This window comes from Algoriphagus ornithinivorans, from assembly GCF_900115305.1.
In the GTDB taxonomy this organism is placed as follows: domain Bacteria; phylum Bacteroidota; class Bacteroidia; order Cytophagales; family Cyclobacteriaceae; genus Algoriphagus; species Algoriphagus ornithinivorans.
Genome location: NZ_FOVW01000006.1, coordinates 81324 through 106427, shown reverse-complemented (window position 1 = coordinate 106427; position 25104 = coordinate 81324). Strand labels below are relative to the sequence as shown.

The window sequence follows — 25104 nt, the reverse complement described above, 5'->3', positions numbered from 1 at the left end:
CTATGCGCTCAAGTCTTTTTTTAATTTTATTGTTTAGTTATACATATGCCTTTGGACAGGCTAATTTTTTAAAGACTCCCTGGACGGATCAAGTGAGTTCCGAGGCACCCTTACAGGATTATCCAAGGCCTCAATTAGTCCGTTCAGAATGGCAAAATCTTAATGGACCTTGGGATTATAGCATTCTTCCAAAAGGAAGTTTGCCGGAGATTGGGTTTGCTGGAAAAATCACAGTGCCTTTTCCTGTAGAATCTTACTTGTCTGGAGTGCAGCAGCCCGTTGGCCCAGATAATGAAATTTGGTATCAAAAAGATTTCGAATTGGCTCTTAAACCCAATAAGAAAAGGATACTGCTTCATTTTGGAGCTGTTGACTGGGAGTCAGAAGTTTGGGTAAATGGCAAATCGCTCGGAATACATAGAGGAGGATTTGACTCATTTTCCTATGACATTACAGATCATTTGGAGCCAGGAAAAAAACAGCAAATCAGAGTTAGAGTGTGGGATCCAAGTGATTCCGGTCCACAGCCAAGAGGAAAGCAAGTTAAAGACCCAAGAGGAATTTGGTATACACCGGTCACTGGAATTTGGCAAACCGTATGGTTAGAGTCCGTTCCTAAATCGTATATCTCCGGTACTTACTCTGTTTCTAATTTGGAGCAAAAAACTCAATTTTTTCATACTAGCGTAAATGAATCTAAACCCGGGCAGAAAGTTGAAATTCAATTGACCAATCAAGGTGTGCTAATTGCCTCTGGATCCAATACTGTTGGTGAACCTATCCAACTAAAATTGGAAAACCCAATTCTATGGTCTCCTGAGCAACCACACCTGTATGACGTTAAAATCAAATTACTTGATGGGAGCAAGGTCATTGATGAAGTCAGTTCATATTCCGCTTTTAGAGAGGTCAAAATGGCTAAAGCTCAAGATGGGCATCAGCGAATTTTCTTAAATGGTGAGCCCTTATTTCAATATGGACCTTTAGACCAAGGCTGGTGGCCGGATGGTTTGTACACCGCGCCAACCGATGAGGCTTTAGCTTTCGATATAGAGAAAACCAAGGAAATGGGCTTTAACATGATTAGAAAACATGTGAAGGTGGAGCCTGCCAGATGGTATTACCATGCCGACAAATTAGGAATGCTAGTTTGGCAGGATATGCCATCTGGAGACATGGGAAATAAATGGGAAATAAGACCTGGAGTGATTAGGGAAGGTACTTTCAAAGAAAGAAATGAGGAGTCTGAATCAATTTTTAAGACTGAATGGGCTGAAATCATTCAAGAGTTTAAATTCTTCCCTTCTATTGTGGTTTGGGTTCCTTTCAATGAAGCATGGGGACAGTTTAAAACCGCTGAAATCGTAGAATTAACCAGAAAATTGGATCCAACCCGCTTGATAAATTCTGCCAGTGGGGGGAATTTTGAATGGGAGAATCCTAAGGAGGCCGACTTGCTGGGAGATATTCTGGACTTACACAATTACCCAGATCCTGTTATGCCAGATCCAGCTTTATTTGGTGAGAAAAATATATTGGTTCTGGGGGAATTTGGAGGTTTGGGATTGCCGCTTGATGGTCACACTTGGCAAAATCGGGATAATTGGGGCTATCAGAGTTTTTCTGATCAGGCAGAGCTTTTTGCCCGATATAGTCTTTTGATGGAGGATCTTAAAGAAGTTATTCCAAAAGGATTAGCTGCAGCGATTTATACCCAAACAACAGACGTTGAAGTAGAAGTAAATGGGTTAATGACCTATGATAGACAGGTATTCAAATTTGACCTGAATGCTCTAAAGAAATTACATAGTGAACTGTATCGATAAAAAAAGCCAGCATTTTAGCTGGCTTTTTTTTAAAGATTTCCTCTTAGTTCTTGCTCTCGTTCTATTGCTTCAAACAAAGCTTTGAAATTACCTTTTCCGAAAGAAGTTGCTCCTTTTCTTTGGATAATTTCTATGAAAAGAGTCGGTCTATCTTGAAGTGGTTTGGTGAAGATTTGAAGTAAATATCCTTCATCGTCTCTGTCTACCAAAATATTGAGTTTTTTCAAGGGTTTGATATCTTCATCAATAGCTCCAACTCTATCTAATAAGTCATCGTAGTAGGTTGCCGGAACCTCCAAGAATTCAACTCCTCTTTTTCTCAATTCACCTACTGTGTGAATAATATCATCGGTAGCAATAGCCATATGCTGTACACCCGGTCCATTGTAGAAATCCAGATACTCTTCAATTTGGGACTTTTTCTTTCCCTCGGCTGGTTCGTTGATTGGAAACTTGATATAGCCATTTCCATTGGAAACCACTTTCGACATCAAAGCTGAATACTCTGTAGAAATGTCTTTATCATCAAATGTAACCAAGAGTTTAAAGCCCATTACATTTTCATAGAATTCTACCCAATGGTTCATTTCTCCCAATTCCACGTTTCCCACACAGTGGTCAATATGAAGTAGGCCTATGGATTCAGATTGATAGGTGCTATTCCTCGGAATAAAGCCTGGCATGAAGATGCCTTTGTAATTTTTTCGCTCTACGAAAGTGTGAACAGTATCCCCATAAGTTTTTATTGAGGCTACTTTTACTTCGCCATGCTCGTCTGTAAAAGTTCTCGGCTCATCAGCGGAAACAGCACCTCTGGAGGTTGTTTCGTACCAGGCTTTCTCTGCATCATCCACCCACAAGGCTAACACTTTAACTCCATCACCATGCTTTTTGATGTGCTCAGCAATGTAATGGTCAGATTTAAGAGGAGAAGTTAAAACCAGTCTGATTTTTCCCTGCTTCAATACATAGGAAGCTCTATCTCTGTAGCCAGTTTCCGGACCAGAATAAGCTATTAATTCGAAGCCAAAAGCATATTGATAAAATAAAGCAGCTTGCTTGGCATTGCCTACATATAATTCGACATAATCAGTCCCATTAATGGGCAAGAAGTCTTCACTCATGATAAGTTATGTTTGGGTTTTACAAAGAGTTGCTCAAAGTTAATGATTCCTCCAAATACTATTTGGTATCATTTCAACTTATTCTTGCGGATTCTTGTTCCATAGGAGACTTATCCAGGCCATGATCAGAAAGGAAAGGGCCCAGCTTCCCAAAGGGCTCTCCAATGCAAGAATAAGAAGCAAAAGGTAATAAATAGGTGCTAAAAAGAAACCGATCAAAAACTTAAAAGTAGATTCAAAAACCCGATCTTCAATTTTAGGACTGATAGAAAGCCAAATCCAATAGAGTGGAAAATGGAATACTTTCATCAGTTTATTTTTGATAGGCGAGGGGCTGTCTACGGACTCGATGATTTTCCCATTATCCAAAAACTCATTCACGGCATTTTTGGAAGTGACATCTACTCCTGCGTCAAGGATCTTTTGTAAATTCTCATCATATATTTCGTCAGGTATTTCTACCACCATGGATTGTAGAGTTTCTTGCACTTTTTTGGTAAGTAAACCTGATTTGGAAGAAGGCATATCCACAGGTATCGGCTTTCCAAAATCGATTCTGACCAAACTTCCTGATTTTTTATGAGCACTAAACTCCAGTGCAACAGGCAAAATCAATGGCTCTAATTGAGGATATTTTTCTTTGAGACCAAAAGCCATACGGGTAAAGCCCTTACTCAAAGTTCTGACATTTCGGACAATGCTATGGCTACCTTCGGCGAAGATCACTACAGTACCATTCTTTTTCAACACTTCAAAAGTGGCCTCAAAAGTTTGTTGATTTTGCTGAATAGTAGAAAAACCATCTCTGACTCTATATACAGGTAGCATTCTGATATAGTGAAGGATTTTGGATACTATGGGATTTTTAAACACGGCAGCCCTAGTCAAAAACCAAGGCTTTAAATTGGTATGGGTAGCTAATAAAAGTGGATCTATGAGTGCATTTTGGTGATTAGCAACTAGGATCACTGGTCTATTTTTAGGGATGTGCTCCTTACCTGAAACTCTAATTTTATTGAAGTATAGGCGTAGGGCGATTTTTACCAATAACCTTAAAATCGCATTAAAAAGATCTTTCATTTTCTAGATTTCCATAAACTGGCAACAAGCATTCCTGAAATCAAATGCCAAATTCCCCACAAGGCCGTGATGATAGCCATTCCTCCAAGGCCTTCAAAGTACGTAAAAATTAAAACTAGCCCCAAGCCAGAATTTTGAATTCCTGTTTCGATGGTTAGTGTTTTGACATCGGGCAAAGGAAGTTTCCCCAATTTTGCTGTAAAGAATCCTGTAGTCAAGGCAAGCAAATTATGGGCAAAAACCCAAAGGAAGATGATTGAAATATATTGAAGGAATATTTCAAAATTTCCAGCAAAAGCCAACACGATAAAAGCTCCAAATATTACAATACTTAAAGGCTTGAGAATTTTTTCAGCTTTTCTAGCAAACTCAGGGAAGTAGCTACGAGTGAGAATCCCTAAAACAAGAGGGAGACCTAGAATCAATGAAATAGTGATAAAAACATCAGTGACATCTAAGCTAATTGCTTTTAAAAGAGTAGAGGTTGGTTTGTAAAAACCTGCCCATAGCGAAAAATTCAGAGGTGTGATCAGAATTGAGGCTAGAGTTGAGAAACCAGTTAAACTTACAGATAAGGCTGTATTTCCCTTTGCCAAACTGCTTAGGAAATTAGACACATTTCCACCAGGACAGGCTGCAACTAGAAACATACCCAAGGCCACACTGGGAGGAGGCTGTATTGCCAAGATTAGTAGCCATGTCATGAAAGGAAGCAGAAGAAATTGCGAAAGAACTCCCAGGAAAAATGGCTTGGGATTCTTTAATAGGTACTTGAAGTCTTCAAACCTTAAATCCAAAGCTACTCCATACATAATCAAGGCTAATGCAAGATTTAAGGCGAGTAAATCCTTGGGGGAAAAATTTAATCGAATGGCATCAAGAATCTCGGGTGAATTCATTAGCCCTAAAATTCATCCATTCTCCAGAAAAAGCAAACAATTATTATAAAAGAGACTTATGCTCGGTGATTATTCTTCATTCACAAACTCATGTTTCTTTAAAAAATCCATAAAGAGGTTTACTGACATGGGTTTTTGTATGTAATCTTTTACGATAGGGTACGAAAAGGCTTTTTCCTTGTCAGAACGGTCTATAGAGCTGGTGATAATGGAAATGTAAAACTGATTTTGGATGCTTTCGGGTAGTGCAGAAAATTCATCCAAAAAATCCCATCCGTCCATGATAGGCATATTTATATCAAGTAATATCAAAGTAGGTTTCTCGCTCTGTTCGATTGAATTTTGAGTAACCCGCTTTTGAATCTCTTGGATTGCGGTCTGGCCGTTTTCAAATTGAGTGATTTCTCTTTCAAATTTAATACTGGCTAAGATCCTCTTTCCGAGCATTCTAACGATCGCATCGTCGTCTACAAATATGATTTCGCTTAACTTAAACATTCCTATAATTGAATAATGCGTCGAATGTATTGCATTATAAGCATTAAATGTATTCAAAAACCTGAGAAAAAATCGTACAATCTAAATGATTTACAAAAAAACCTGTATCAACTGATACATATTGTACGTAACAAGAAAAACAAATCAACTTTAATCTTTAATTCATGAAACATGTAACCATGATCTTCCTTTTAGGAATGATATTTTTCTCTTGTCAAAAAAATGAATTGCCGGTATTGGTTTGTGGTGTTGCAGACCCAGTCGAAGACTTAGACTGGTTGAATGAGCAAATACGTGAGTTAGAGGGTTCAGATTTTGCGGCATTCCAATACTTCACACAAGCAAAATCGGCTAATCAAGAAATTTTTATTTTAAAGAATTGCTGCTCAAACTGCAATTCTGTTTCCCCAATTTATGATTGCGAGGGAAATGAACTGGGTAGAGTAGGTGATAGTAGATTTCCAATGAGTGCTATTTCCGATGAAAAGGTAATTTGGAAATCTTCAAACTCACTCTGTAATGTTTAAATTTATTTGAATTATTCCTATTGATAATTTAAAGGCTTTGGGTTATTAAATATCTTTGTATCAGGAGTTTATATTCTTGATTAAAGGTTTTAAAAAATATTTTTCTTGGTTTAGAGTGGGGCATGAAAAAGCATCAAATTATTTGCTTTCATTTGCGATTTGAATAGACAATTGCCCCAATCTTTCATGAAAAAAAACCTTCTTACTTATTCGATTATTGGGGCTATGGTGCTCGGAATGATCGTTGGATTTTCAATTTTCAAAAGTGAAGATCCTGAATTAATCAGTGCCTATAGTGGTAACATCAAACTGTTGGCCACCATCTTCATCCGTCTGGTCCAGATGATCATCGCTCCTTTAGTTTTCTGTACCCTGGTAGTAGGTATAGCCAAGTTGGGAAATGTGAGGACTGTCAGTAGGATAGGAGGTAAGGCGATGATTTGGTTCTTTTCTGCCTCATTAGTTTCCTTATTAATTGGCTTAGTGATGGTCAATTTTTATGAGCCAGGAATGGGAATGAATCTGAGTACTGAAGATGCTGCTGGAGTAGCTGATGTGACAGCAAAGACAAAGCAGTTTTCGCTTTTAAATTTTGTGGAGCATATAGTTCCCAAAAGTGTTTTTGAAGCCATGGCCACCAATGAGATTCTTCAATTGGTCGTGTTTTCCATATTCTTTGGAATTGCTTTGGCCGGATTAGGTCCTACAGCTTTGCCTTTGATCAATGCTTTAGAAATAGTAGCTCATGTTGTTTTGAAAATGGTAGGCTACGTGATGATGACCGCTCCTTTAGGCGTGTTTGGTGCTATTTCTGCCGTGATTGCCACGAGAGGCTTGGATATTTTGCTTACCTATGCCAAGTATTTCGGGGCTTTTATTGCTGGTATCTTGGTTCTATGGATGGTCTTGCTCTTGGTAGGCTATTTGGTTATTGGAAAAAGATTGCCTGAGCTCATAAGAGGACTATTTGGTTCCATGGTGATTGCTTTCAGTACAACTAGTTCAGAAGCTGTTTTCCCGAAGCTCACAGAGGATTTAAAAAAATTTGGTTGTAATGACAGAATCGTGTCTTTCACTTTGCCATTGGGGTATTCTTTCAATTTGGATGGAAGTATGATGTATATGACTTTCGCCAGTATTTTTATTGCACAGGTTTATGGAATCGAATTGGATTTGGGTACTCAACTCACCATGTTGTTGGTCCTTATGCTGAGCAGTAAAGGCGTAGCAGGCGTCCCAAGAGCAAGCTTGGTGGTAGTGGCGGCTACCTGCGGAATGTTTGGAATTCCTGTAGAGGGAATAGCTTTAATATTGCCAATAGATCACTTCTGTGATATGTTCCGGAGTGCTACCAATGTACTGGGAAATGGGTTAGCTACAGCAGCTGTCAGTAAGTGGGAAGGCGAACTTCAAACAGTTGAGGAAAAAGTTTTAATTTAAAAGTTGAGATTGGAATTTGACTCAATAATTGGCGATTGGGAAAATGAAAAGGCGCAGTGTTTGGCTGCGCCTATTTTTTTTGATTATTTAATCGACTCTGAAGGATACTTTACAGATTACTCCGTAAGAAATGACTTTGCCATCTTTTACATGAACCTTGGTGTCTTTCAGCCATACAGAATCAATATTCCGGACTGTTTTAGAAACCTCTGCAACAGCATTTTCTATTGCAGATTCAATTCCTTTTTCTGATGAAGCTATTACTTCAATTACTTTCACTAGTGCCATGTTATTGGGGTTTAATGTTGAAAATTATGCTAATAACCAATCTTAAATATCAATAGATCAGTTTTTTATAGTATTCATAATTTACCAATAAATACATGGGTAAAAAAGTCTTCGGGGCTTTAATCCTCAAAATGTGAATTCAAAAAAAAGCCTGGTCTAATTGGGACCAGGCATAATGTATTTTGAATCAAATTACTTTTTCATCAATCGAATCATTTTAGTCTCCTGACCATGATTCAAATGAAGATAATAGAATCCTTTCTTCAATTGTTTAGAACCTATGATCAGCTGGAGCTTACCAGAATTAAAGCTTGAAGTTCCGCTTTGAACCAACTCACCTTTTTCATCAAATAGGATGTAAGCAACTTCGATATCCAAGTTAGAATCCAAAGTAATGTTTACTTCTTCTTCTAATGGGTTTGGATAAGCCTTTTGAATCTTTGCGTTTTTGAAACTAGTCTCTTTGCTAATAGATTCAGAATTGCTTTCACAAGGAATCAAACCGCAATCTCCAAGAGTTGCTCCTTTTCTCAAGAAGGCCGGAACAGCTTCAGGTGCCACACAAATAGTTTGAGTTTTTCCAGAATTGCCATTGGAAGTGCAAACCAATACTTTATCATTCTTGGATCCGCATCTTACATCGACAACGCAAACAGTGACTTCGTCTTGGAAGATATTCCCTGCATCATCTCTCACAGTAAGTGTGTAAGTAGTGGTTTCGGTTGGTGAAACAGTTATTTCTTGTCCCGTTTGACCATTACTCCAAGAATAGGTGTAATTGCCACTGCCACCACTTGCACCAGCGGCTTTAAGTGTGGTGGAAGCTAAAGGTTCATAACCCAAATAAACAATTGCTCCCTCTCCTGCATCTGAGCTAATGGCTTCACCTGCAATAAACCTGACAGATACAGGTAAATGGTCGGAAGTAGTATTGGCATAATTAGCAACAAGATTGAAAGGAATAAACAACTGCTCTGATCCCTCTAAATAATTGTCATAAAGCTCATTGGAAATTGTGATGTGATCAATGACATTATCATTAAAGATAAAGGATCTCAAACCTGCTTCGCTCAAGGAAAGGGTTACCCCGTTGAAATCAGGATCGCTGATAATAACTTCATAGGTGCTAGGACCTCCGCCAATGGAAATATCCAAATCATCATTGTAATCCCCTAATAGGATGATATTGGCATCTGAATAAAATGCATCCAAAGTATCCTTCAATGCAAGGTTATCAAATCGCTTTCTAGCTAAATCATCTCTGCTTGAACCAGATTTTGCGTGAATGTTGATAAAGTTGATTCGCTCTTTGACTCCGTTGATATCTGCAACAGCTTCCACCAACCAAGGCAATCTGCCACTTGACCAGAATGAAGATGGAGTTCCTGTTGGATACTCATCCAAAAGGTTATTCAATCCCAATCTAGCTTCATCATAAATCTGTTCGAATAGAACTTTAGAAGACTGGATTTCTAATACAGCCGTATTATAGATTAAACATAGCTTTTGTGGTGGGAAAGTAGGATCGGGAGCCTCAAAAGATCTTGAGAATCTATCCGAACAAATCACTTCATATCCAGGTAGCTGTGAAACCACGAAAGCCAATAAATCTTCATCTGAAACTTCTTGTACTGCGATTACATCCGGCAAAGTAGCTTGTAGCACTTTTATAGCGTTTTCTGCTTGCAAGCTTACATTGCTTGGACCAAAGTTCGCAATTGTGGCACCAAAGAACTCCATATTCCAAGTCATCACATCTAAGGTCTCTGCATTTGGAATATCGGAGCCGGCTGCTTCGTATGGCCTTGTACCCGGTAAGTCCTCTATAAATCTAGGAAGTAATTGGAGACTTCCTCTGAAGCTTCCTAACACTCCCGTGATGGTTTGCGCCTCAGTTGGTATTACTCTTCCAACCAAACTGCTGACATCACCATCGATTCTCAATTCAAGACTTCCACTACCATCTGTGATGGTATAATTACTTTCTGGGAAAAGGAGACCTTTGGAAATAGCAAAGGCAGCATTTGGAATGCTAATCAATTGTCCTTCTACTCCTGAATTAATCTGGCTGATGGAAAGTGCTGTAGGCACAACTTCATTTCCAGAACTTATAAGTTCTAATTCAGAAATATTGACAATTTGAATTTGTTGGTTGAAGGCTCCAATAGATCCTAGAATCCTGATTTCGTCTCCAATTTGATAATTGCCAAGCCCATGAACTTGGGAGTCAAAAACAGGGATTCCACCAGTAGCATCTTGTATGAATGCAGGTCCACCCAATTGATCACTAACAGTCAATACGCCTTGTACTAACACTTCTGAACCAATCCCTTTATTTCTTGCCTCTGCGATGGAAATTAAAACTGCTTCTGGGTCTACGATTACACCTCCAAAACTCTGTCCGGAATTGACTTGATTATAGGTATTGGTAATTGAGGTGGAAGACCATGTAAAGTCTGAGTATTTGGTTCCAGTACCTTGTAGCTGTAAAGAAGTACCAACAGGAGTAGATGAAATTTGAACGACGCCTATATCCTCGCTTAGTAAGCCATCTGCTGGACCACCAACTGCTGTGAAAACTCCCTCATAACTTAAAAACTGAATCACTTCATTAGAAGGATTCACCAAAGCGAATCCATCAGGAGCACCATTTTGCAATCCATTGATAGCAAAAAATTTAGTTCCAAAGCCGTTGTCCTGGTCAGAAAGCACTCCAGTAAGATTCACAGTGCCATAAACAGCTCCACCATTTCCATTATAAAGAATCAATTTATACCCTTCTAGGTCTAGACCAGCTGAGCCCGCTACTTCAATGCCTTCACCCACATCGTTACCTACATTGTCATAGTGTAATTCATTTACAAACAGCACAACTTCTGAAGAAAAGGTCTGATTTGTATTAATTGAACCAAATGTTTCAGCGCTTTCGGTTTGCCAAGTAAAATCTGTGTAAGTACTGCCTGTACCCCCTAATTGTAAAGAAAATCCTATTGGGGTAGAGGATGTTTCTTCAACTCCAATATTGGTGCTGGTTAGGCCGTCAGCAGGACCACCAACAGCGAGGAAAGTTCCTTCATAACTGAGAAACTGAACAACCACTCCGTTATTAACCAAGGCAACTCCATCTGGAGATCCATTTTGAATTCCATTGGTTGGATAAGTTAGGGTTACAAATCCAAAGCCATTTCCAGAATCAGTGATTGTACCTGAAAGAGCTCGGGTATTGTAGGATGCACCATTCGCCCCATTGTATAAAACCACTGACCATCCTGTCAAGTCAGTACCAGCAGGTCCAGCTATTTCTATGGCCTCACCTACATCTGTTCCCACATTATCATAATGAATTTCGTTGATAAAAACTTCTTGAGCCTGCAGTCGGAAGCCCGTAAAAAGCAGTAGAAAAATCCCCGCTAATCGTAGTAATTTTTTTTGCATAGAATGAATTTTAAAATTGTCTTTAAAGATGAGTTTTAATTCCAAAAAACTGTAATTATTCAAGGTTATTATTTTGTTATTCTTTGATAAAATAAAGAGAATAAAAATTTTAGAAAAAGGATTATGGCTTTCTTCAAAAATACTACTTTAAAATCTGAAATTCTGTCTTAAAAAATAGCGTGAAAAATAATGCTAAATAGCTTTTTATGAGTTTGTTACGCATTTAAATGTATTCCAAATCCCTTATTTTTTTTCTAAATTTTGAGAGCCTGATTTTAATAATACTTTCATGGAATTTAATGCGATTTACATTGTAGATCCTGACACTGCTTTTCATTCAGCCATAAAAAAATTCACAGATAAAATCGGTGTCAATACCCCTATTTTTTACTTCACAAATGGAGATGATTTTTTAAAAGAAAATCCAAAATCAATCGATAATTCAGGAAATGATGGGGAAAATTTGATTCTACTCGATTTAAATGCTCAAAATGGAATAGGTTGGGAATTCTTGAAAAAGTTTGATGGACTTAATTACCAGTTAAAGTCCACTTTTCAAATCGTTGCGCTCTCGGAGGAACTCAGCCTTTCTGAAAGAAATCAAGCATTGGCATATCAATCTGTTTCCTTTTACTTTCACAAGCCATTTACTTACCGAGGTTTTATTACAATGGTGGAAACCATCGTGAATGACCTTCCTTCCTCGATTTAATGAATAGTTATAGTGTAGCTTTTTTGGGTTTTCTTGTTTGATTCCAGCAGAATGATGCCTTCTTTATGAATCAATTTTCCATCCGAATCAATTGAATCAGCAATACCCAACCATGGTTCTATGCACACATATGGAGCTTTGGGCTTAGCCCATATTCCCAAATAGTCAAAATCCTGAAAGCTCATACTCAGGACAGGACCGTTTTTCTCTGATACTAAGCTGACTTCTCTTGACTTTAGATTTTTAAATATCAAAGCATCCTTATCGAACAGGTTATCGTGCAATTGTAACTTATCAGTAGCCTTCAACATAGGAAGCGGCTCATTACCAATCAGACCATTTTCCAGCACTGGCCAAGTTGAATCGGTTTCTTTCTCTTCAAATTTTATGAAATAATCCTCATACACTTCCCCTTTATGAATCGGACAGTTGAACGCAGGATGTCCTCCTAATGAAAAATACATGGTTTCAGAGCCATGATTCGTTACCTCGTGTAGGACCTCCAAAGTTCTTCTTTTGAGTGAAAAGATTATTTTTAATTCAAATTTAAATGGATATGCAAGAAGAGTCTCATCATCCCACTGCATTGAAAATGTGAGTGATTCAGCAGTTTGATCCAATAAAACTGGCTTGCTCGAATTTCTTACTATTCCGTGTTTTGGAATCTTGTAGAATTTTCCATCATATTCAGTTTTTCCATCCTTTAATGCGCCTATTATCGGAAATAGAATGGGAGCTTGACCATTCCAAAAACTTGGATCTCCTTGCCATAGGTGTTCGATTCCAGTTGACTTGGAAATAATGGAGGTTAGCTCCATGCCAATTGCGTTGACTTTAATTGCTAATTCTGAATTTTCTATTTGATGAATCATATTAGATAAACAATTTATTTATTATCTGATTTTCGGCAATCTTGCTATTTACCATATTTTCTTTGTTTGAGCGATTTGAAGACCGATGACCGAAGACCGAAGCTTTCGTGATTCTGATCCTTTCAGCAAACAATAAGCCGTATTTTTGTCAATACTGGAAATAAAGCGGGGATCCATTTAATTTGTTTTTAGAGGTCAGATAGAATGCCAAGGATAATCATCCCCCTCCCGATCCGCCGCGGCGGACGGGACAAGTTGTTTGAGATTTTTCCTCATGCTCGATTTCATCTGTCATTTTTTCTGTTGAAAAGATAAATAAGAATACCTAGTAAAACCCCAATTCCACCCCAAATCAAGGCTTCTTTTCCTGAACCTAATAAGATCCAAATCCCGAACCCCAAACCAATAAAGGAAAGACTGATATTACTAAATGAAGGCTTAAAACCTAATTCTGATTTTATTGAAAATTTGAGAAATGAAAATGCTGCTGCAATGTAAAAGAGTAGGGAAGTAGCTGAAGTCAATAATACCATAAAAGAATATAAGTCTCCAAAGCCCTTGCTGGAGTTGAATAAAAGCAGAACTGAAATAACTGTACTTGAGAGAATTATTCCTGTACTGGGTGAGCCATATTTGTTGATAAATGCCAGAGATTTCGGTAATAATCCATCCCTTGCCATGGAGTTAGAAATTTGACCTTGAACCAAAATCCAAACGTTCAGAGCACCTAAAGTGGATATACATGCTCCAATGGCTATGAAAAATCCTGTGTTTGTCCCAAATAGTTGATTTGCAGCATCGGTAAAGGGGGCAGTACTTTGCGCTACTTCAGAGGGAGGAAGAATTCCAAATAGAGAAATAGAACTGAACAAGTACAGAAAAACGACCAATCCAACTCCTATGAGTGTGCCTTTTGAAATATTTTTCTCTGGGTTTTTAATATTTTCTGCCGGTATAGTGGCAGCCTCTATTCCCATAAAAGCAAAAAAACAAAGTACAGAGGCTGTGGTAATGGCTTGAATAGAAGAAACCTCAGAAATATTTAAAGGAATAAAGTGATTGATGTCAAATACAAAAACACCCCCAATAGCAATAATCAGGATAGGAATAATTTTAAGTAGGGTAGTGACAACTTGAAGATTCCCTGATCCTCGGATACTCAAGCTATTTAAGATAGATAAGCCCCAAATAACCAATAAAGCAATCGAGGTGGTAAACCAAGGTTGACCTTGAAGCCCGGGAAAAAAGACTGAAAAATAACCCGCAAAGGATAGTGCTATGGCCGAATTCGTGCTCCAGAGCGACAACCAAAATCCCCAGGCCACAATGAATGCGGGAAATTTACCAAAGGCTCTTTTTGTGTAGGCATAAGAGCCGCCTTGCTCGGGTATGACTTTGCTGAGTTTCCCCATCATGGCTGCTAGGGAAGTAGCCCCAACTGCAGCTATAATCCAACCCAATAAGCTAATCCCCCCAAATTGGGCTAAAGCAGCTGGAAGCGTGAAAATTCCTGAACCTATCATGCCCCCGGCCACTAAAGAAATTACCGTAATTAACCCTAGTTGACGTTGAGGCGAAGTTTTTTTCAAAAGAAAAAATGAATTGAATGGAATTAAGTAATTTGGGTAGTAATCAAGATAATAAGAAATATTGAAACCTTTCTATATAGACCCTGATATCACCAAGGCCGAAACTCTGCCTTCCTATTTTTACACTTCGCAGGAAGTATATGATGCTTTGATTGAAAAGGTCTTCGCCAAAACCTGGCAATTCATAGGAGATCAAAGTTTGGTGGGTTTAGATTCCCAAGTTTATCCATTCAAGTTTTTGGAGTTTGGATTAGAGGAGCCTATGCTGCTGAGTAATGATCAAGGGGATATTAATTGTCTTTCAAATGTGTGTACGCATAGAGGAAACATCCTTTGCCATCAAGCAGGAAGTTCAAAAGGTATTACCTGTGCTTATCACGGGAGAAGATTTAATCTCAAGGGAGAATTTCAACATATGCCCCAATTCAAGGAGGCAGAAGATTTCCCAAGAAAGGAAGATCATCTTCATTCATTTCCAATAAAAAAATGGGGGCCTTGGTTATTTACAGCCTTAGAGCACGGGATGGATTTTCAGGCTGTCTTAAATGTGATGGAAAAAAAGGTAGGGTTTCTTCCTTTGGATGAATTTAAACTTGATAAAAGCAGAAATAAGGATTACCTAGTCAATGCTCACTGGGCACTTTATTGTGACAATTACTTAGAGGGCTTTCACATTCCTTTTGTTCACAGCGGTTTGAATGAAGTCTTGGATTATGGGAAATATGAAACTGAGATTCATGGGTTACTTAATTTACAGGTAGGACATTCCTCAGGAGGGGATCATGTTTTTGATTTACCTGAAAACCATGAAGACTTCGGTAAACAAATCAGCGCGTATTATTTCTGGGTATTCCCCAATATGATGTTTAACTTTTATCCATGGGGTTGTTCAATCAACGTAGTCAAACCCATTGCTCTCAATAGAACCAAAGTCAGTTTTATCACCTATGTTTGGGATGAAAGCAAATTAGACACTGGAGCAGGGGCTTCCTTGGATAAAGTAGAAAGAGAAGATGAGTTCGTAGTTGAAGGAGTCTTCAAAGGGATGCATTCAAGAATCTATCAGACTGGAAGGTTTTCGCCCAAAATGGAGAGGGGAGTTCATCATTTTCATGGGTTATTAGCGGAATTTTTGAGAGGGTAAAATATGAAATGCCCAAGAGGAGTAAATCTCATACAACTTGTCCCGTCCGCCGCGGCGGATCGGGAGGGAGATTATTATCCTGGGCAATCCATCTAACCTCTAAAAAGCAAATTATAAACAGATGAAATAGCCCTAAAAAGTGTGGCATTTGAAATTTGATAAAAGTTTTTTGATAATCTTAAAAATTTCGGGCTAAGTAATTAACTTATCTCTGCAATACTTACTTCAACTCCTCCGGTAGCAAAATTTGGTATATCCTGAACTGCTGCTTGACCTTCCTCAGAAGCCATGGCGGTTTGCAAATCTTCCAAGGTTCCAAAATACAATTCAGCCATTCTATAATTGGTTGCTTTTTTGCCATCTGGAGTACCTATAAACTTGCAAGTCTCAAGTCTTTCACAAGATATTTTTCTAGCAAGGTGCAAATGAGTCTCCATGTAATACTTTTCAAAATCTTCAGTATTTTTTGGATGTCCGTATACTACCACTAGTTTAATCATCAGTTACTCTCTTTGATTTGGTAGAAGGTACGAAAAAATAACCTAGGATCAAATAAAAAAATGAATTTAAAATATTGATAATCTGAAACTTAATAAGGTTTATTCAAATTAAAAATTGAATTGCATATTAGTTTGAATTCGGGTTTTTGAAACACTTTATTACTCTGAAAATGACATTTAACTTATTATTTTTCTGCTCTTTGCTGAAGTACAAATTTTGAGAATCGCTCCATAGCAACTCGTAAATCGTCATGTTTAAAACTAGAGATCACCAAGCGATATAAGCCTTTTTGCTTATGTCCAAAGCCATTGCTCGGTGTCAGTAATATTTTAGTCTCTTCATAGACTTTAAGCCATAGATCATTCTCACCTTGCTGAGTTTTTTTCTGTAAAAACTCTGATAAATCCATCCAGACAAAAAGGCTTCCATGAGAGGGACTATACCTCAACGCTAATTTTTGTAAAGTACTTCTCACGATTTTGTAGGATTGATTCAGTGCTTTTTGATAAGAATCAATATAAGTGTTCATGAAAGCTTTATCATTCAAAACTTCTTGCAACAACCATTGGGTATGATTAGAAATCCCATGTGAAAGCCCCACGTTTTTATAAGCTTGAATGAAATCCTCATTATAGGTGTGAACTACACCAATACGAAATCCTGAGATCCCTAAATCCTTGGAAAAAGAATACCAATGGTGTAGGTATGCACTCTTTTTTTTGTTCATCAGGTTGCCGAAAGAATAAAACTTCAAATGCTTACCATAATCACCTGAAACTTCTGGGTCTTCAGTATCGATCAAGGAAAGCCCGTATATCTCATTCACTATCAAATGAATGTGATTGGCTATGCACCAATCGGCAACTTCTTCCTGTTGTTCTTTAGAATAAATCCCTCCTGTAGGATTATCTGGGCTTGTCAAAATGAGCATTTTAAATCTGCTTCCGCTTGCCTCAATTTCTTTTTTAGCTTTTTCTAATTGTGAAATCTGCAAAGGAATTCCATCTTTTAATTCTCCAATATCAGAATGAGTTTGGAGATCGTAACGCTTGATACTGGGGAAAACTCCGATATCTCCAGTGTAAACAGGATAGCTTGGGGCTGGAATTACCGCGGTATCTCCCGGATCAGCCAATAAAAAGGCTGTCATTTCAATCACAGAAGTGGCTCCAACAGAAAGGGCCAATGTTTCCGGATCCACAGTATGATTCATCAGAAAGTCAGAATAATAGCTGGCTATGGCCTCTCTAAAACTCAAAACTCCCGACGAATCTCCATAGCTGGTCACCCAATCAGGAATTTCCTCTTTGCCTGATATCCCCTGCATTTTTTCTTTCAGCATTTCCCAACAAAGCTGGTTTTCTGCAACATTCATTGGGAAAGTACCCGTAGGATTATCCTTGGTGTGGTAGATATTATCCATGGCATCAAAATAGACTTCCAGGTCAATCCGCATTGGATTTTCAGATGCAGCTTTTCCCTTTTGAGAAAGGGAATTTGAATTGCTCATTATTGAGGGGTTTTGCTGAGGATTTTTTTAACTAATGGACCGATGCTCAATCCTTGGATGATAATAGAGAATACTACTATGACATATGTGACTGTCAAGAATAGTTCCCGCTCCATGATAGGTTCTAAAGATAAGGCCAATGCAATTGAAATCCCACCTCTGATTCCTCCCCAGGTCATCAAAAGACCAGTCTTAGGAATAAATTCCAATTTTTTCCTGAATAATATAATAGGACCGGAAAGCGCTAAATAACGTGAAACCAAAGCAATAGGAATGGCTAAAAGCCCTAGTAAAATATATTCTGTATTAATGGTGATGATCAATAACTCAAGTCCGATCAAAACAAATAGAATAGCATTTAAGAAAACATCGATCAACTCCCAGAATTTGTCTACATAGTTTTGGGTAACCGATGACCAGGCAGTTTCGGGCGATTTATTTCCAATCAAAATTCCAGCGACTACAACTGCAAGAGGACCTGAAAAATGCAGATAGGAGGCCAATGCATATAAGCCCATTACTAATGCCAAGGTGAGTAATACCTCGGTTTCATAGTGGTCTATACTTTTCATCAGTTTGAAAGCAAGCCAGCCCAAAACCAAACCTAAAGCCAAGCCCCCAAATACCTCCTCAAAGAAAAGTAAACCAACTTCCTCAGCCTCAACAGATGCAATTCCTCTTTGAGCAATAGATAAAAGGACCAAAAATACAACGACACCCACACCATCATTGAAAAGGGATTCTCCTACAATTTTGATTTCAAGTTTTTTGGGGGCATTCGCTTCTTTGAGGATACCCAATACTGCGATGGGATCAGTAGGAGAGATCAATGCTCCGAAAAGGAGGCAATAAATGTAGGCAATCGGATGTGCGATTAATTCAGCTAAGAAATAAAAAAGCGTTCCGATCAAAAAGGTGGAAAGCAAGACCCCAAAAGTTGCGAAAAGCATAATAGGCCCTCTTTGCTTAGCCAATTCATCTAATTTGGTGTGCAAAGCTCCGGCAAAGAGTAAGAAACTCAGCATGATTTCGAGCAGTACTGTTTTAAAATCTATGGATTGAATTAAGGTTTTGGACTGCTCCAAAACAGCACTTTCAAAATAGCCTAGAATTAAGATCACCAAGGTGAATAGCATAGCTATGATCATCAAACCAATGGTAAAAGGTAGTTTCAGGAATTTGGTATTGATGTAAGCAAAAAGTGCAGAAAGTATGGTCAGAATAGTAATGATGGAGAATATTTCCATAGAATTTTAAAGAATGATTTTCTGAAAATAGAAAGAATAGTTGTCTTAATGAGAATTTTAGGCTTTCAAATTAAAATTTCTAGAATTATGGAGTATTTGACCTCTTAGGTCAAAATATGGGTCCATTTCTTAAAATACGTCTAAAAAATAACCCCGGTTAGTTAGCCGGGGTACTTTTTGAGAATTAGAAGGATTGAAAATAATTTTAAGGAAGAATTGAGACATCAATCCCTTTTGATCAGAAACGCTGAATCTGAAAGGAGATAAGCTTAATTTCTACTGACATTACCCAGTCCTTTAATTTCCTCCTTGATTACAGTAGGATTACCGGTATATGTCACGGAACCCATTCCCTGAGCATAAATGGACAATTCACCCTCACAATGTACTTCTACATTGCCCATCCCTCTTGATTGTAAATCCATCGTTTGGGTGATCAAGTCAGATGCCTCTAGATTTCCCATTCCTTCAAAGCTGATTTTAGCATAGGTCGCACTGCCTGATAAGTCCACATTTCCCATCATATTAAATTGCGCGTCCAAACTTTCCGCCTGAATTTCCATTTCCACATTTCCAACTCCATCTCCCCGAATCATCAATTGACCTACTTCAAAGGTGTTTTTTGTCTCGATATTCCCTACGCCATCAAAAACCAGTCTTTGTAAATCCGCTATAGTTAAATGGATCTCCGGAGTTTTATTTTTGAAGAACTCAGATCCATCAGGATCAAAATCAATAATTAATTCAGAACCGTTTTCTGATATTTTTAAATACTCCATGGCTTTTTCGAAGCCTTTGATCTCCATGGATTCTAGGTCTCCCTGGCTTAAGTAAAGGTTGATTGCGCCTTCTAGTTTGATTTGATTGATCCCGCTAATGTCTCGAGTATCTGTCATCATGGAACCCCAGTCTTTTTCAGATCCAGATCCACAGGCAAAACCTACCGAAATCATCAAAATGTAAATAATGTTTAGCTTCTTCATAGTGTGTTAGTGTTGGATGCTTCAATTTAAAAAATAAATTCTTGGAAGTGATAGATCGTGTTGAGGTTATTTTTGATCCAAACTCGAAAGGCTTTTTTCTTTTTTATGGATATCCGCTTTCTTACCAGTATTGACAAAAATACGGCTTATTGTCTGCTAAAAAGATCAGAATCCGGAAGCTTCGCCAGCCTGCCGTGGCTGGGTCTTCCCTGTCTGCCGGTAGGCTGAGGTCATCGGTCGCCTGTACTGAGCGAAGTCGAAGTATCCAACCAGTCAAGCAAAGAAAATAAGGCAACTGGCATGATTGCGGATAATCAGATTCTTTTTTTTATAAAAATTGATATCCAAAGATTTATAATCTATATTTTATAATAAATCCTTAATCCAATAGCGCTGTGTTTCATTCTAAAAAACGTTTTGTCCTTAGTATTTCACTCTGCTTTTTGCTTTCCGGAGCTTTTGCTCAATCTCATTCTTCGGATATTTTGGCATTTCGGGAAAAGCTTAATAAGAATTATGCTGATCCAGATAAATCTCCTCTGAGCAAAGAGAAGCTACAAGAGTTTGAAGGATTACCTTTTTATCCTGTGGATGAAGTGTATCGAATAGAGGCTACTTTCCAAAAATTGCCGAAAGTGGACCTTCATACATTCAAGACCAGTGATAACAGACTCAGAGATTACGAGAAATATGGCATAGCAACCTTCACTTTGGATGGCCAAGAAATGCAGCTGACACTTTTTAAAAGTATCAGTAAGGTAATTACCCCCGGTTATGAAAATAGTCTTTTTCTTCCTTTTACTGATTTAACAAATGGAAAAGAGACCTACGGAGGAGGCAGATATATGGATGTTGAGATTCCTGAAGGAGATAGTATTGTTCTCGATTTTAACAAATCATATAATCCCTACTGCGCCTATAGTACCAATTATTCCTGTCCAATTCCTCCCAAAGAGAATGACTTACCGGTTTATATAAAAGCAGGAATTAAACATTTCTAGGTTGAAAAGTACACTTTTCCAATCATTAGATGATTAGGTGGGATCGAGTGATTCCTTATCAGAAATAGCTTAATTGTTATCCTTATTATACAACCCTTATCCTCTCATGAAGCTTTATATTAAATACATGGTAAGTCTGAGATGCAAGATGTTGGTGAAGGATGAGCTTCAGAAGTTGGGTGTAAAAAATATGATTGTGGAGCTGGGAGTAGTGGAAATCTTAGAAGAATTCAGCGAGAAACAAAGAGCTAAGTTTGAAGAGAATCTCAAAAAAGCCGGTTTGGAGCTATTGGATGATAAAAAAAGTATTCTCATTGAGAAAATAAAAAATGTGGTGATCGAGATGATTCACTATTCGGATGAGTTGCCCAAAGTGAATTATTCAGACTATATCAGCGAAAAATTAGATCTCAATTATACATATCTGGCTTCAATTTTTTCAGAGGTTAACGGGATCACCTTGCAGCAATTTATCATTCTTCATAAAATCGAACGAGTGAAGGAATTATTGATTTATGATGAATTGAATCTAACTGAAATCGCCTACAAGTTGCATTATAGTAGCGTTGCGCATTTATCCAATCAATTTAAGCGCATTACCGGCCTTACGCCCACTTTTTATAAAGGCTTGAAAAATAAGAGAAAGCAAAACTTAGAAAATCTCTAAAAAATCCTGCAGAGACTTTTTGGAGCCCTAAACATTGGATTTATGTAACTATCTGTCAGATAGGTGTAACACATTAGGATAATAATTAAGCGAACTTTAGAATATGAGATAAATAGGCATAAACTGCCCATTTCTCTAGAGTCTAACCTAACACATCATGTCTAAAGACAAAAAGCGAAGCGAAAAATCAGGTGCCAAGGCTCCTCAAAAAACTTTAAAGGAAAAACGAGAAGCTAAATCCATCAAGAAAAAGGAAAAGAAAAACATGGATTAATGGAAACCTAATAACTCAAAGTCATGAATGATTCTGAATTAATAAAATCACTTCCTCAAAATATAGGAAGCGCAATAGAATATTGCCATGGCTCCATAGTCAATAAAATAATTCTAAAGCAAAACACAGGAAATGTCACATTATCCTCTTTTGACATTGGAAATGTGCAGGTCTATTATTTCCCTTTTGATCATCTGATTCAGGTGATCGAAGGAAATGCATCAGTCTGCATAGATAAAAAATGGAGTACAGTCGAAGAAGGTCAAATCATAATATCTCCTGCTCATGTGAAACATTTGGTGAAGGCAAATCAACGATTTAAGATGCTTTCTACCATTATCAAAAGTGGATATGAGGACGTCAGGATATAATAACGTAAAAAAATAGAATCATGGAAAATGATAATAAAACGAAGTATAAAGAAGGAGATAAGGTCTTCACCAAGGTTAATCCAACAGTTCCTTTAATTGTAAGAAGGTTTTATAAAGAGATTTATTACTGTACGTACGCTGAAGATCCTGAAAAAAAAGAATTGGCTCTTTTTGAGCGTGAAATCATATAAATGGAAACTTATTAAATCTATTATGAGAATCATCAGAAGTTGGAGAGAACAAAAAGCAATGCTCAAGCAGCGTTTTACTTTTTTGCTTGATGCGGATTTTGAGTATCCAGAAGGACAGAGAGAAAAAATGATGAAAAAGCTTTCTGTCAAATTGAACAAAACAAGAGAAGAATTGGAGCTGCTTTTCGCAGAACTCCAAACTTACTAACCAACCGCTTTGAATTGGTCTATGCTATAAAATCCTAGATCAACTGACGCGCTAATCAATGAAACAATGAAACATGTAAAATTCGAAAAAAGAAACGACGCTGAATTTTCAAAAACCTTAAATAAAAGAGTAAACGATTATTTCAGCAGCTCAAATCATAACAGATTTGGAGGGAAAAGAATGGTTATCAAAACTGTCTTTATGCTATCCCTATTCTTCATACCCTTAGTAATTCTGAGTACAGGAATAGTCACCAGCGTAGGACTAGTCTTTGCACTATATATCTGCAGTGGACTGGGTATGGCAGGGGTAGGCATGGGAGTTATGCATGATGCAATCCATGGATCTTATTCTAAAAATCCAACTGTGAATAGATGGGTGGGCTATACCATGAATTTGATTGGCGCCAATGCCAATGTCTGGAAAATTCAGCACAATGTTTTGCACCACACCTATACAAATATTGATCACGAAGATGATGATATCAATGCTCCGTTTTTCCTGAGGTTTTCTCCAAATGCCAAACGCTATTGGATTCATCGTTTCCAACACCTTTACATCTGGTTTTTCTATGGACTTTCTACCTTTTCATGGATCACCTTGAAGGATTACGTTAAAGCTACGAGGTATAGAAAAATGGGATTCTTTTCCAAAAAAGGGGATTATTCCAAGTTGTTGATGAAAATTACAGCATTGAAACTCCTTTATTACTCTTATGCTCTGATTTTACCTCTAATAATGATTCAGCTCCCTGTTTGGATCATTGTCGCTGCTTTCTTGAGTATGCACTTTGTAACAGGGATTGTCATAAGTGTCGTTTTTCAGACGGCTCATATTCTTTCCAGCACCTCATTTCCTCAAGCTAATGAAAAGGGGGTAATTGAAAGTGAATGGATCAAACACCAAATGGCAACTACGAGTGATTATGCTCCTAAAAGCAAGGTTTTTTCTTGGCTGATAGGTGGCTTGAACTTCCAAGTAGAGCACCATTTATTTCCAAATATTTGTCATGTTCATTATAACAAGCTAGCCAAAATAGTCTCCCAAACAGCCAAAGAGTTTAAAATACCTTATTTGGTCAAAGGAACCTTTTTTTCAGCTCTATGGGACCATATCTTGATGCTTCGTCAATTAGGAAGAGCCAATTAATCAGAGCGGGATCAATTCCCGCTCTTTTTTGAATATTATTCAAATCCAGAAAATGTGCCTTGCTTTTAAATAGTACTTCCTGCCAAAGAATTTTTTTATATTCAGGAAGATAAATCACTACTATGAAAAAACTTATCTCCATTTGCTTACTCGTTTTGACAAGTATTTTTTCTCTTCAGGCGCAAACCAACTACTATTTCCAATCAGAATTTTCTAAGGCAGAATTTGCCAAAAGAAGATCTCAGATCTTTGATCAAATTGGGAATAATGCAATCGCAGTAATTCAGGGAGCCAGTGGAATTCCTGGATTTAGTGTTTTCCGCCAATCGAATAGCTTTTATTACCTCACCGGAATAGAAACTCCCAGGGCCTATTTATTGCTCAATGGAAGGAATAAAAGAGCAACGCTTTATCTCCCTCATAGAGATGAAGCTATGGAAAACAATCAAGGAAAAGTATTGTCTGCGGAAGATGCTGAACTGGTTAAAGAATTGACCGGGGTAGAGCAGGTAAAAGGCATAGAATTCTTATCGGCAGATTTGGTGGGATCTGGATTGATCAAGCCTCCCGCACCGATTCTTTATACAGAATTTAGTCCGGCTGAAATCGGTAATGACAGTAGAGATGAGATACTTTTTGGCCTTGCAAGAAATGCCTCAGATCCATGGGACGGATCTTCCACCAGAGAAGCCAGATTTATCCAAACATTGAACAGCCGATTCCCACAATTTGACATTAAAGACCTGACTCCGATTTTGGATCAGATGCGCTTAATCAAAAGTGAAGAGGAAATTGCTGTCATCCGAAAAGCAACTCAAATTGCAGGATTGGGAATCATAGAAGCCATGAAGTCCACCCAACCCGGAGTTTATGAATATCAATTGGATGCTGTGGCAAAATATATTTTTTACTTATACGGATCTCAGGGGGATGCCTATCCAGCTATCATCGGAGGTGGAACCAATGCCTATATGGGACATTATTTTCATAAAAAAGATATGCTTCAGGATGGTGATTTGGTCTTGATGGATTATGCTCCGGATTATAGGTATTATACCAGCGATGTAACCCGAATTTGGCCAGTAAATGGCAAGTTTACTGAAGAGCAAAAGCAATTATACAATTTTATTGTAGCCTATAGAGATGCCTTATTCAGATACATCAAACCCGGAGTGACTTCTGATGAAGTATTGGATAAAGCAGCGGCGGAGATGAAAGAATATTTGAAAGATAAAAGCTTTGTAAAGGAAAGCCATAGAAAAGCTGTTGAGGATGGTTTGAAGTTTAGAGGGCACTTCCAGCATCCAGTAGGGATGGCAGTACATGATGTAGGAGTAGTGAGGGGAATTCCGTTGAAAGAGGGCATGGTATTTACCATAGATCCCATGATATGGCTTCATGATGAGCGATTGTACATTAGAATCGAGGATGTGGCTCTTGTGACCAAAGAAGGTGTAGAAAATCTCAGCGACTTTGTTCCTTCCAAATTGGAAGATGTTGAGGCTACGATTCAGAAAAAAGGATTGATAGATTTTAGACCTCCAGTAGATCTATCCAACATTAAATAA

The 25104-nt window shown here is 37.9% G+C and carries 24 protein-coding genes; 12 read left to right on the top strand and 12 right to left on the bottom strand.

Annotation, left to right across the window (positions count from 1 at the left end; genetic code table 11):
• The first annotated feature begins 2 nt into the window (after window positions 1–2).
• Window positions 3–1826 (top strand): glycoside hydrolase family 2 protein, encoded by a 1824-nt coding sequence (locus BM073_RS10445; RefSeq protein ID WP_091653913.1) that lies wholly within the window; start codon window positions 3–5, stop codon window positions 1824–1826.
• A gap of 29 nt (window positions 1827–1855) precedes the next feature.
• Here BM073_RS10445 and hppD read toward each other — a convergent pair whose 3' ends face one another.
• The 4 genes from hppD to BM073_RS10425 form a co-directional block, all read right to left on the bottom strand.
• Window positions 1856–2950, bottom strand: coding sequence for a 4-hydroxyphenylpyruvate dioxygenase (hppD, locus tag BM073_RS10440; protein WP_091653911.1), 1095 nt, complete (start codon window positions 2948–2950; stop codon window positions 1856–1858).
• A gap of 78 nt (window positions 2951–3028) precedes the next feature.
• Window positions 3029–4030 (bottom strand): 1-acyl-sn-glycerol-3-phosphate acyltransferase, encoded by a 1002-nt coding sequence (locus BM073_RS10435; protein ID WP_091653910.1) that lies wholly within the window; start codon window positions 4028–4030, stop codon window positions 3029–3031.
• The gene (locus BM073_RS10430; protein WP_091653908.1) at window positions 4027–4929 is read right to left on the bottom strand and encodes a bile acid:sodium symporter family protein; all 903 of its coding nucleotides are present in this window, start codon (window positions 4927–4929) and stop codon (window positions 4027–4029) included. The genes BM073_RS10435 and BM073_RS10430 overlap by 4 nt, the downstream gene beginning before the upstream one ends.
• A gap of 69 nt (window positions 4930–4998) precedes the next feature.
• Window positions 4999–5427: a response regulator gene (locus BM073_RS10425; protein ID WP_091654310.1), complete on the bottom strand. Its 429-nt coding sequence runs from the start codon at window positions 5425–5427 to the stop codon at window positions 4999–5001.
• Window positions 5428–5591: 164 nt separating this feature from the next.
• Between BM073_RS10425 and BM073_RS10420 the strand changes: the two genes are divergently transcribed.
• Window positions 5592–5954 carry a hypothetical protein gene (locus tag BM073_RS10420; RefSeq protein WP_091653906.1) on the top strand — a complete coding sequence of 121 codons (363 nt, stop codon included), beginning with the start codon at window positions 5592–5594 and terminating at the stop codon, window positions 5952–5954.
• 186 nt (window positions 5955–6140) lie between these two features.
• Entirely contained in the window at window positions 6141–7394 is a 1254-nt protein-coding gene (locus BM073_RS10415) for a dicarboxylate/amino acid:cation symporter (RefSeq protein WP_091653904.1), read from the top strand.
• Window positions 7395–7481: 87 nt separating this feature from the next.
• Here BM073_RS10415 and BM073_RS10410 read toward each other — a convergent pair whose 3' ends face one another.
• Window positions 7482–7682, bottom strand: coding sequence for a dodecin family protein (locus tag BM073_RS10410; RefSeq protein WP_091653902.1), 201 nt, complete (start codon window positions 7680–7682; stop codon window positions 7482–7484).
• Between the two features lie 192 nt (window positions 7683–7874).
• Window positions 7875–11117 (bottom strand): DUF5689 domain-containing protein, encoded by a 3243-nt coding sequence (locus tag BM073_RS10405; RefSeq protein WP_139217483.1) that lies wholly within the window; start codon window positions 11115–11117, stop codon window positions 7875–7877.
• A 289-nt stretch (window positions 11118–11406) separates the two neighbouring features.
• Here BM073_RS10405 and BM073_RS10400 point away from each other — a divergent pair, with 289 nt between their 5' ends.
• The gene (locus tag BM073_RS10400; protein WP_091653898.1) at window positions 11407–11829 is read left to right on the top strand and encodes a response regulator; all 423 of its coding nucleotides are present in this window, start codon (window positions 11407–11409) and stop codon (window positions 11827–11829) included.
• Here the strand turns inward: BM073_RS10400 and BM073_RS10395 are convergent.
• Both BM073_RS10395 and BM073_RS10390 read right to left on the bottom strand, forming a co-directional pair.
• Window positions 11826–12701 (bottom strand): aldose 1-epimerase family protein, encoded by an 876-nt coding sequence (locus BM073_RS10395; RefSeq protein ID WP_091653896.1) that lies wholly within the window; start codon window positions 12699–12701, stop codon window positions 11826–11828. The two genes, BM073_RS10400 and BM073_RS10395, sit on opposite strands and share 4 nt — an antisense overlap.
• Window positions 12702–12985: 284 nt before the next feature.
• Window positions 12986–14290, bottom strand: a complete 1305-nt coding sequence (locus BM073_RS10390; protein ID WP_139217482.1) for an APC family permease — start codon at window positions 14288–14290, stop codon at window positions 12986–12988.
• A gap of 61 nt (window positions 14291–14351) precedes the next feature.
• Here BM073_RS10390 and BM073_RS10385 point away from each other — a divergent pair, with 61 nt between their 5' ends.
• Window positions 14352–15434: an aromatic ring-hydroxylating oxygenase subunit alpha gene (locus BM073_RS10385; RefSeq protein ID WP_091653892.1), complete on the top strand. Its 1083-nt coding sequence runs from the start codon at window positions 14352–14354 to the stop codon at window positions 15432–15434.
• Window positions 15435–15634: 200 nt separating this feature from the next.
• On the opposite strand, the gene BM073_RS10380 is transcribed toward BM073_RS10385, so the two are convergent.
• The 4 genes from BM073_RS10380 to BM073_RS10365 form a co-directional block, all read right to left on the bottom strand.
• Window positions 15635–15934 (bottom strand): EthD family reductase, encoded by a 300-nt coding sequence (locus BM073_RS10380; RefSeq protein ID WP_091653890.1) that lies wholly within the window; start codon window positions 15932–15934, stop codon window positions 15635–15637.
• A gap of 185 nt (window positions 15935–16119) precedes the next feature.
• Window positions 16120–17445: an aminotransferase class I/II-fold pyridoxal phosphate-dependent enzyme gene (locus BM073_RS10375; RefSeq protein ID WP_091653888.1), complete on the bottom strand. Its 1326-nt coding sequence runs from the start codon at window positions 17443–17445 to the stop codon at window positions 16120–16122.
• Window positions 17445–18692: a cation:proton antiporter gene (locus BM073_RS10370; RefSeq protein WP_091653886.1), complete on the bottom strand. Its 1248-nt coding sequence runs from the start codon at window positions 18690–18692 to the stop codon at window positions 17445–17447. The genes BM073_RS10375 and BM073_RS10370 overlap by 1 nt, the downstream gene beginning before the upstream one ends.
• Window positions 18693–18961: 269 nt before the next feature.
• On the bottom strand, window positions 18962–19675 hold the full coding sequence (locus BM073_RS10365; protein ID WP_091653884.1) for a head GIN domain-containing protein: 714 nt from the start codon (window positions 19673–19675) through the stop codon (window positions 18962–18964).
• 395 nt (window positions 19676–20070) lie between these two features.
• Here BM073_RS10365 and BM073_RS10360 point away from each other — a divergent pair, with 395 nt between their 5' ends.
• The 7 genes from BM073_RS10360 (at window position 20071) to BM073_RS10335 (ending at window position 25104) form a co-directional block, all read left to right on the top strand.
• The gene (locus tag BM073_RS10360; RefSeq protein WP_217643105.1) at window positions 20071–20676 is read left to right on the top strand and encodes a DUF1684 domain-containing protein; all 606 of its coding nucleotides are present in this window, start codon (window positions 20071–20073) and stop codon (window positions 20674–20676) included.
• A gap of 106 nt (window positions 20677–20782) precedes the next feature.
• A complete protein-coding gene (locus tag BM073_RS10355; protein ID WP_217643104.1) occupies window positions 20783–21343 on the top strand; it encodes a helix-turn-helix domain-containing protein in 561 nt (186 codons plus the stop codon).
• A gap of 297 nt (window positions 21344–21640) precedes the next feature.
• The gene (locus BM073_RS10350; RefSeq protein WP_091653883.1) at window positions 21641–21988 is read left to right on the top strand and encodes a cupin domain-containing protein; all 348 of its coding nucleotides are present in this window, start codon (window positions 21641–21643) and stop codon (window positions 21986–21988) included.
• Window positions 21989–22008: 20 nt separating this feature from the next.
• Window positions 22009–22179 (top strand): hypothetical protein, encoded by a 171-nt coding sequence (locus BM073_RS18090; protein WP_175557891.1) that lies wholly within the window; start codon window positions 22009–22011, stop codon window positions 22177–22179.
• A 22-nt stretch (window positions 22180–22201) separates the two neighbouring features.
• Window positions 22202–22387, top strand: a complete 186-nt coding sequence (locus BM073_RS10345) for a general stress protein CsbD (RefSeq protein WP_139217481.1) — start codon at window positions 22202–22204, stop codon at window positions 22385–22387.
• A 66-nt stretch (window positions 22388–22453) separates the two neighbouring features.
• On the top strand, window positions 22454–23536 hold the full coding sequence (locus tag BM073_RS10340) for a fatty acid desaturase family protein (protein ID WP_091653880.1): 1083 nt from the start codon (window positions 22454–22456) through the stop codon (window positions 23534–23536).
• Between the two features lie 122 nt (window positions 23537–23658).
• The gene (locus BM073_RS10335) at window positions 23659–25104 is read left to right on the top strand and encodes an aminopeptidase P family protein (protein ID WP_091653879.1); all 1446 of its coding nucleotides are present in this window, start codon (window positions 23659–23661) and stop codon (window positions 25102–25104) included.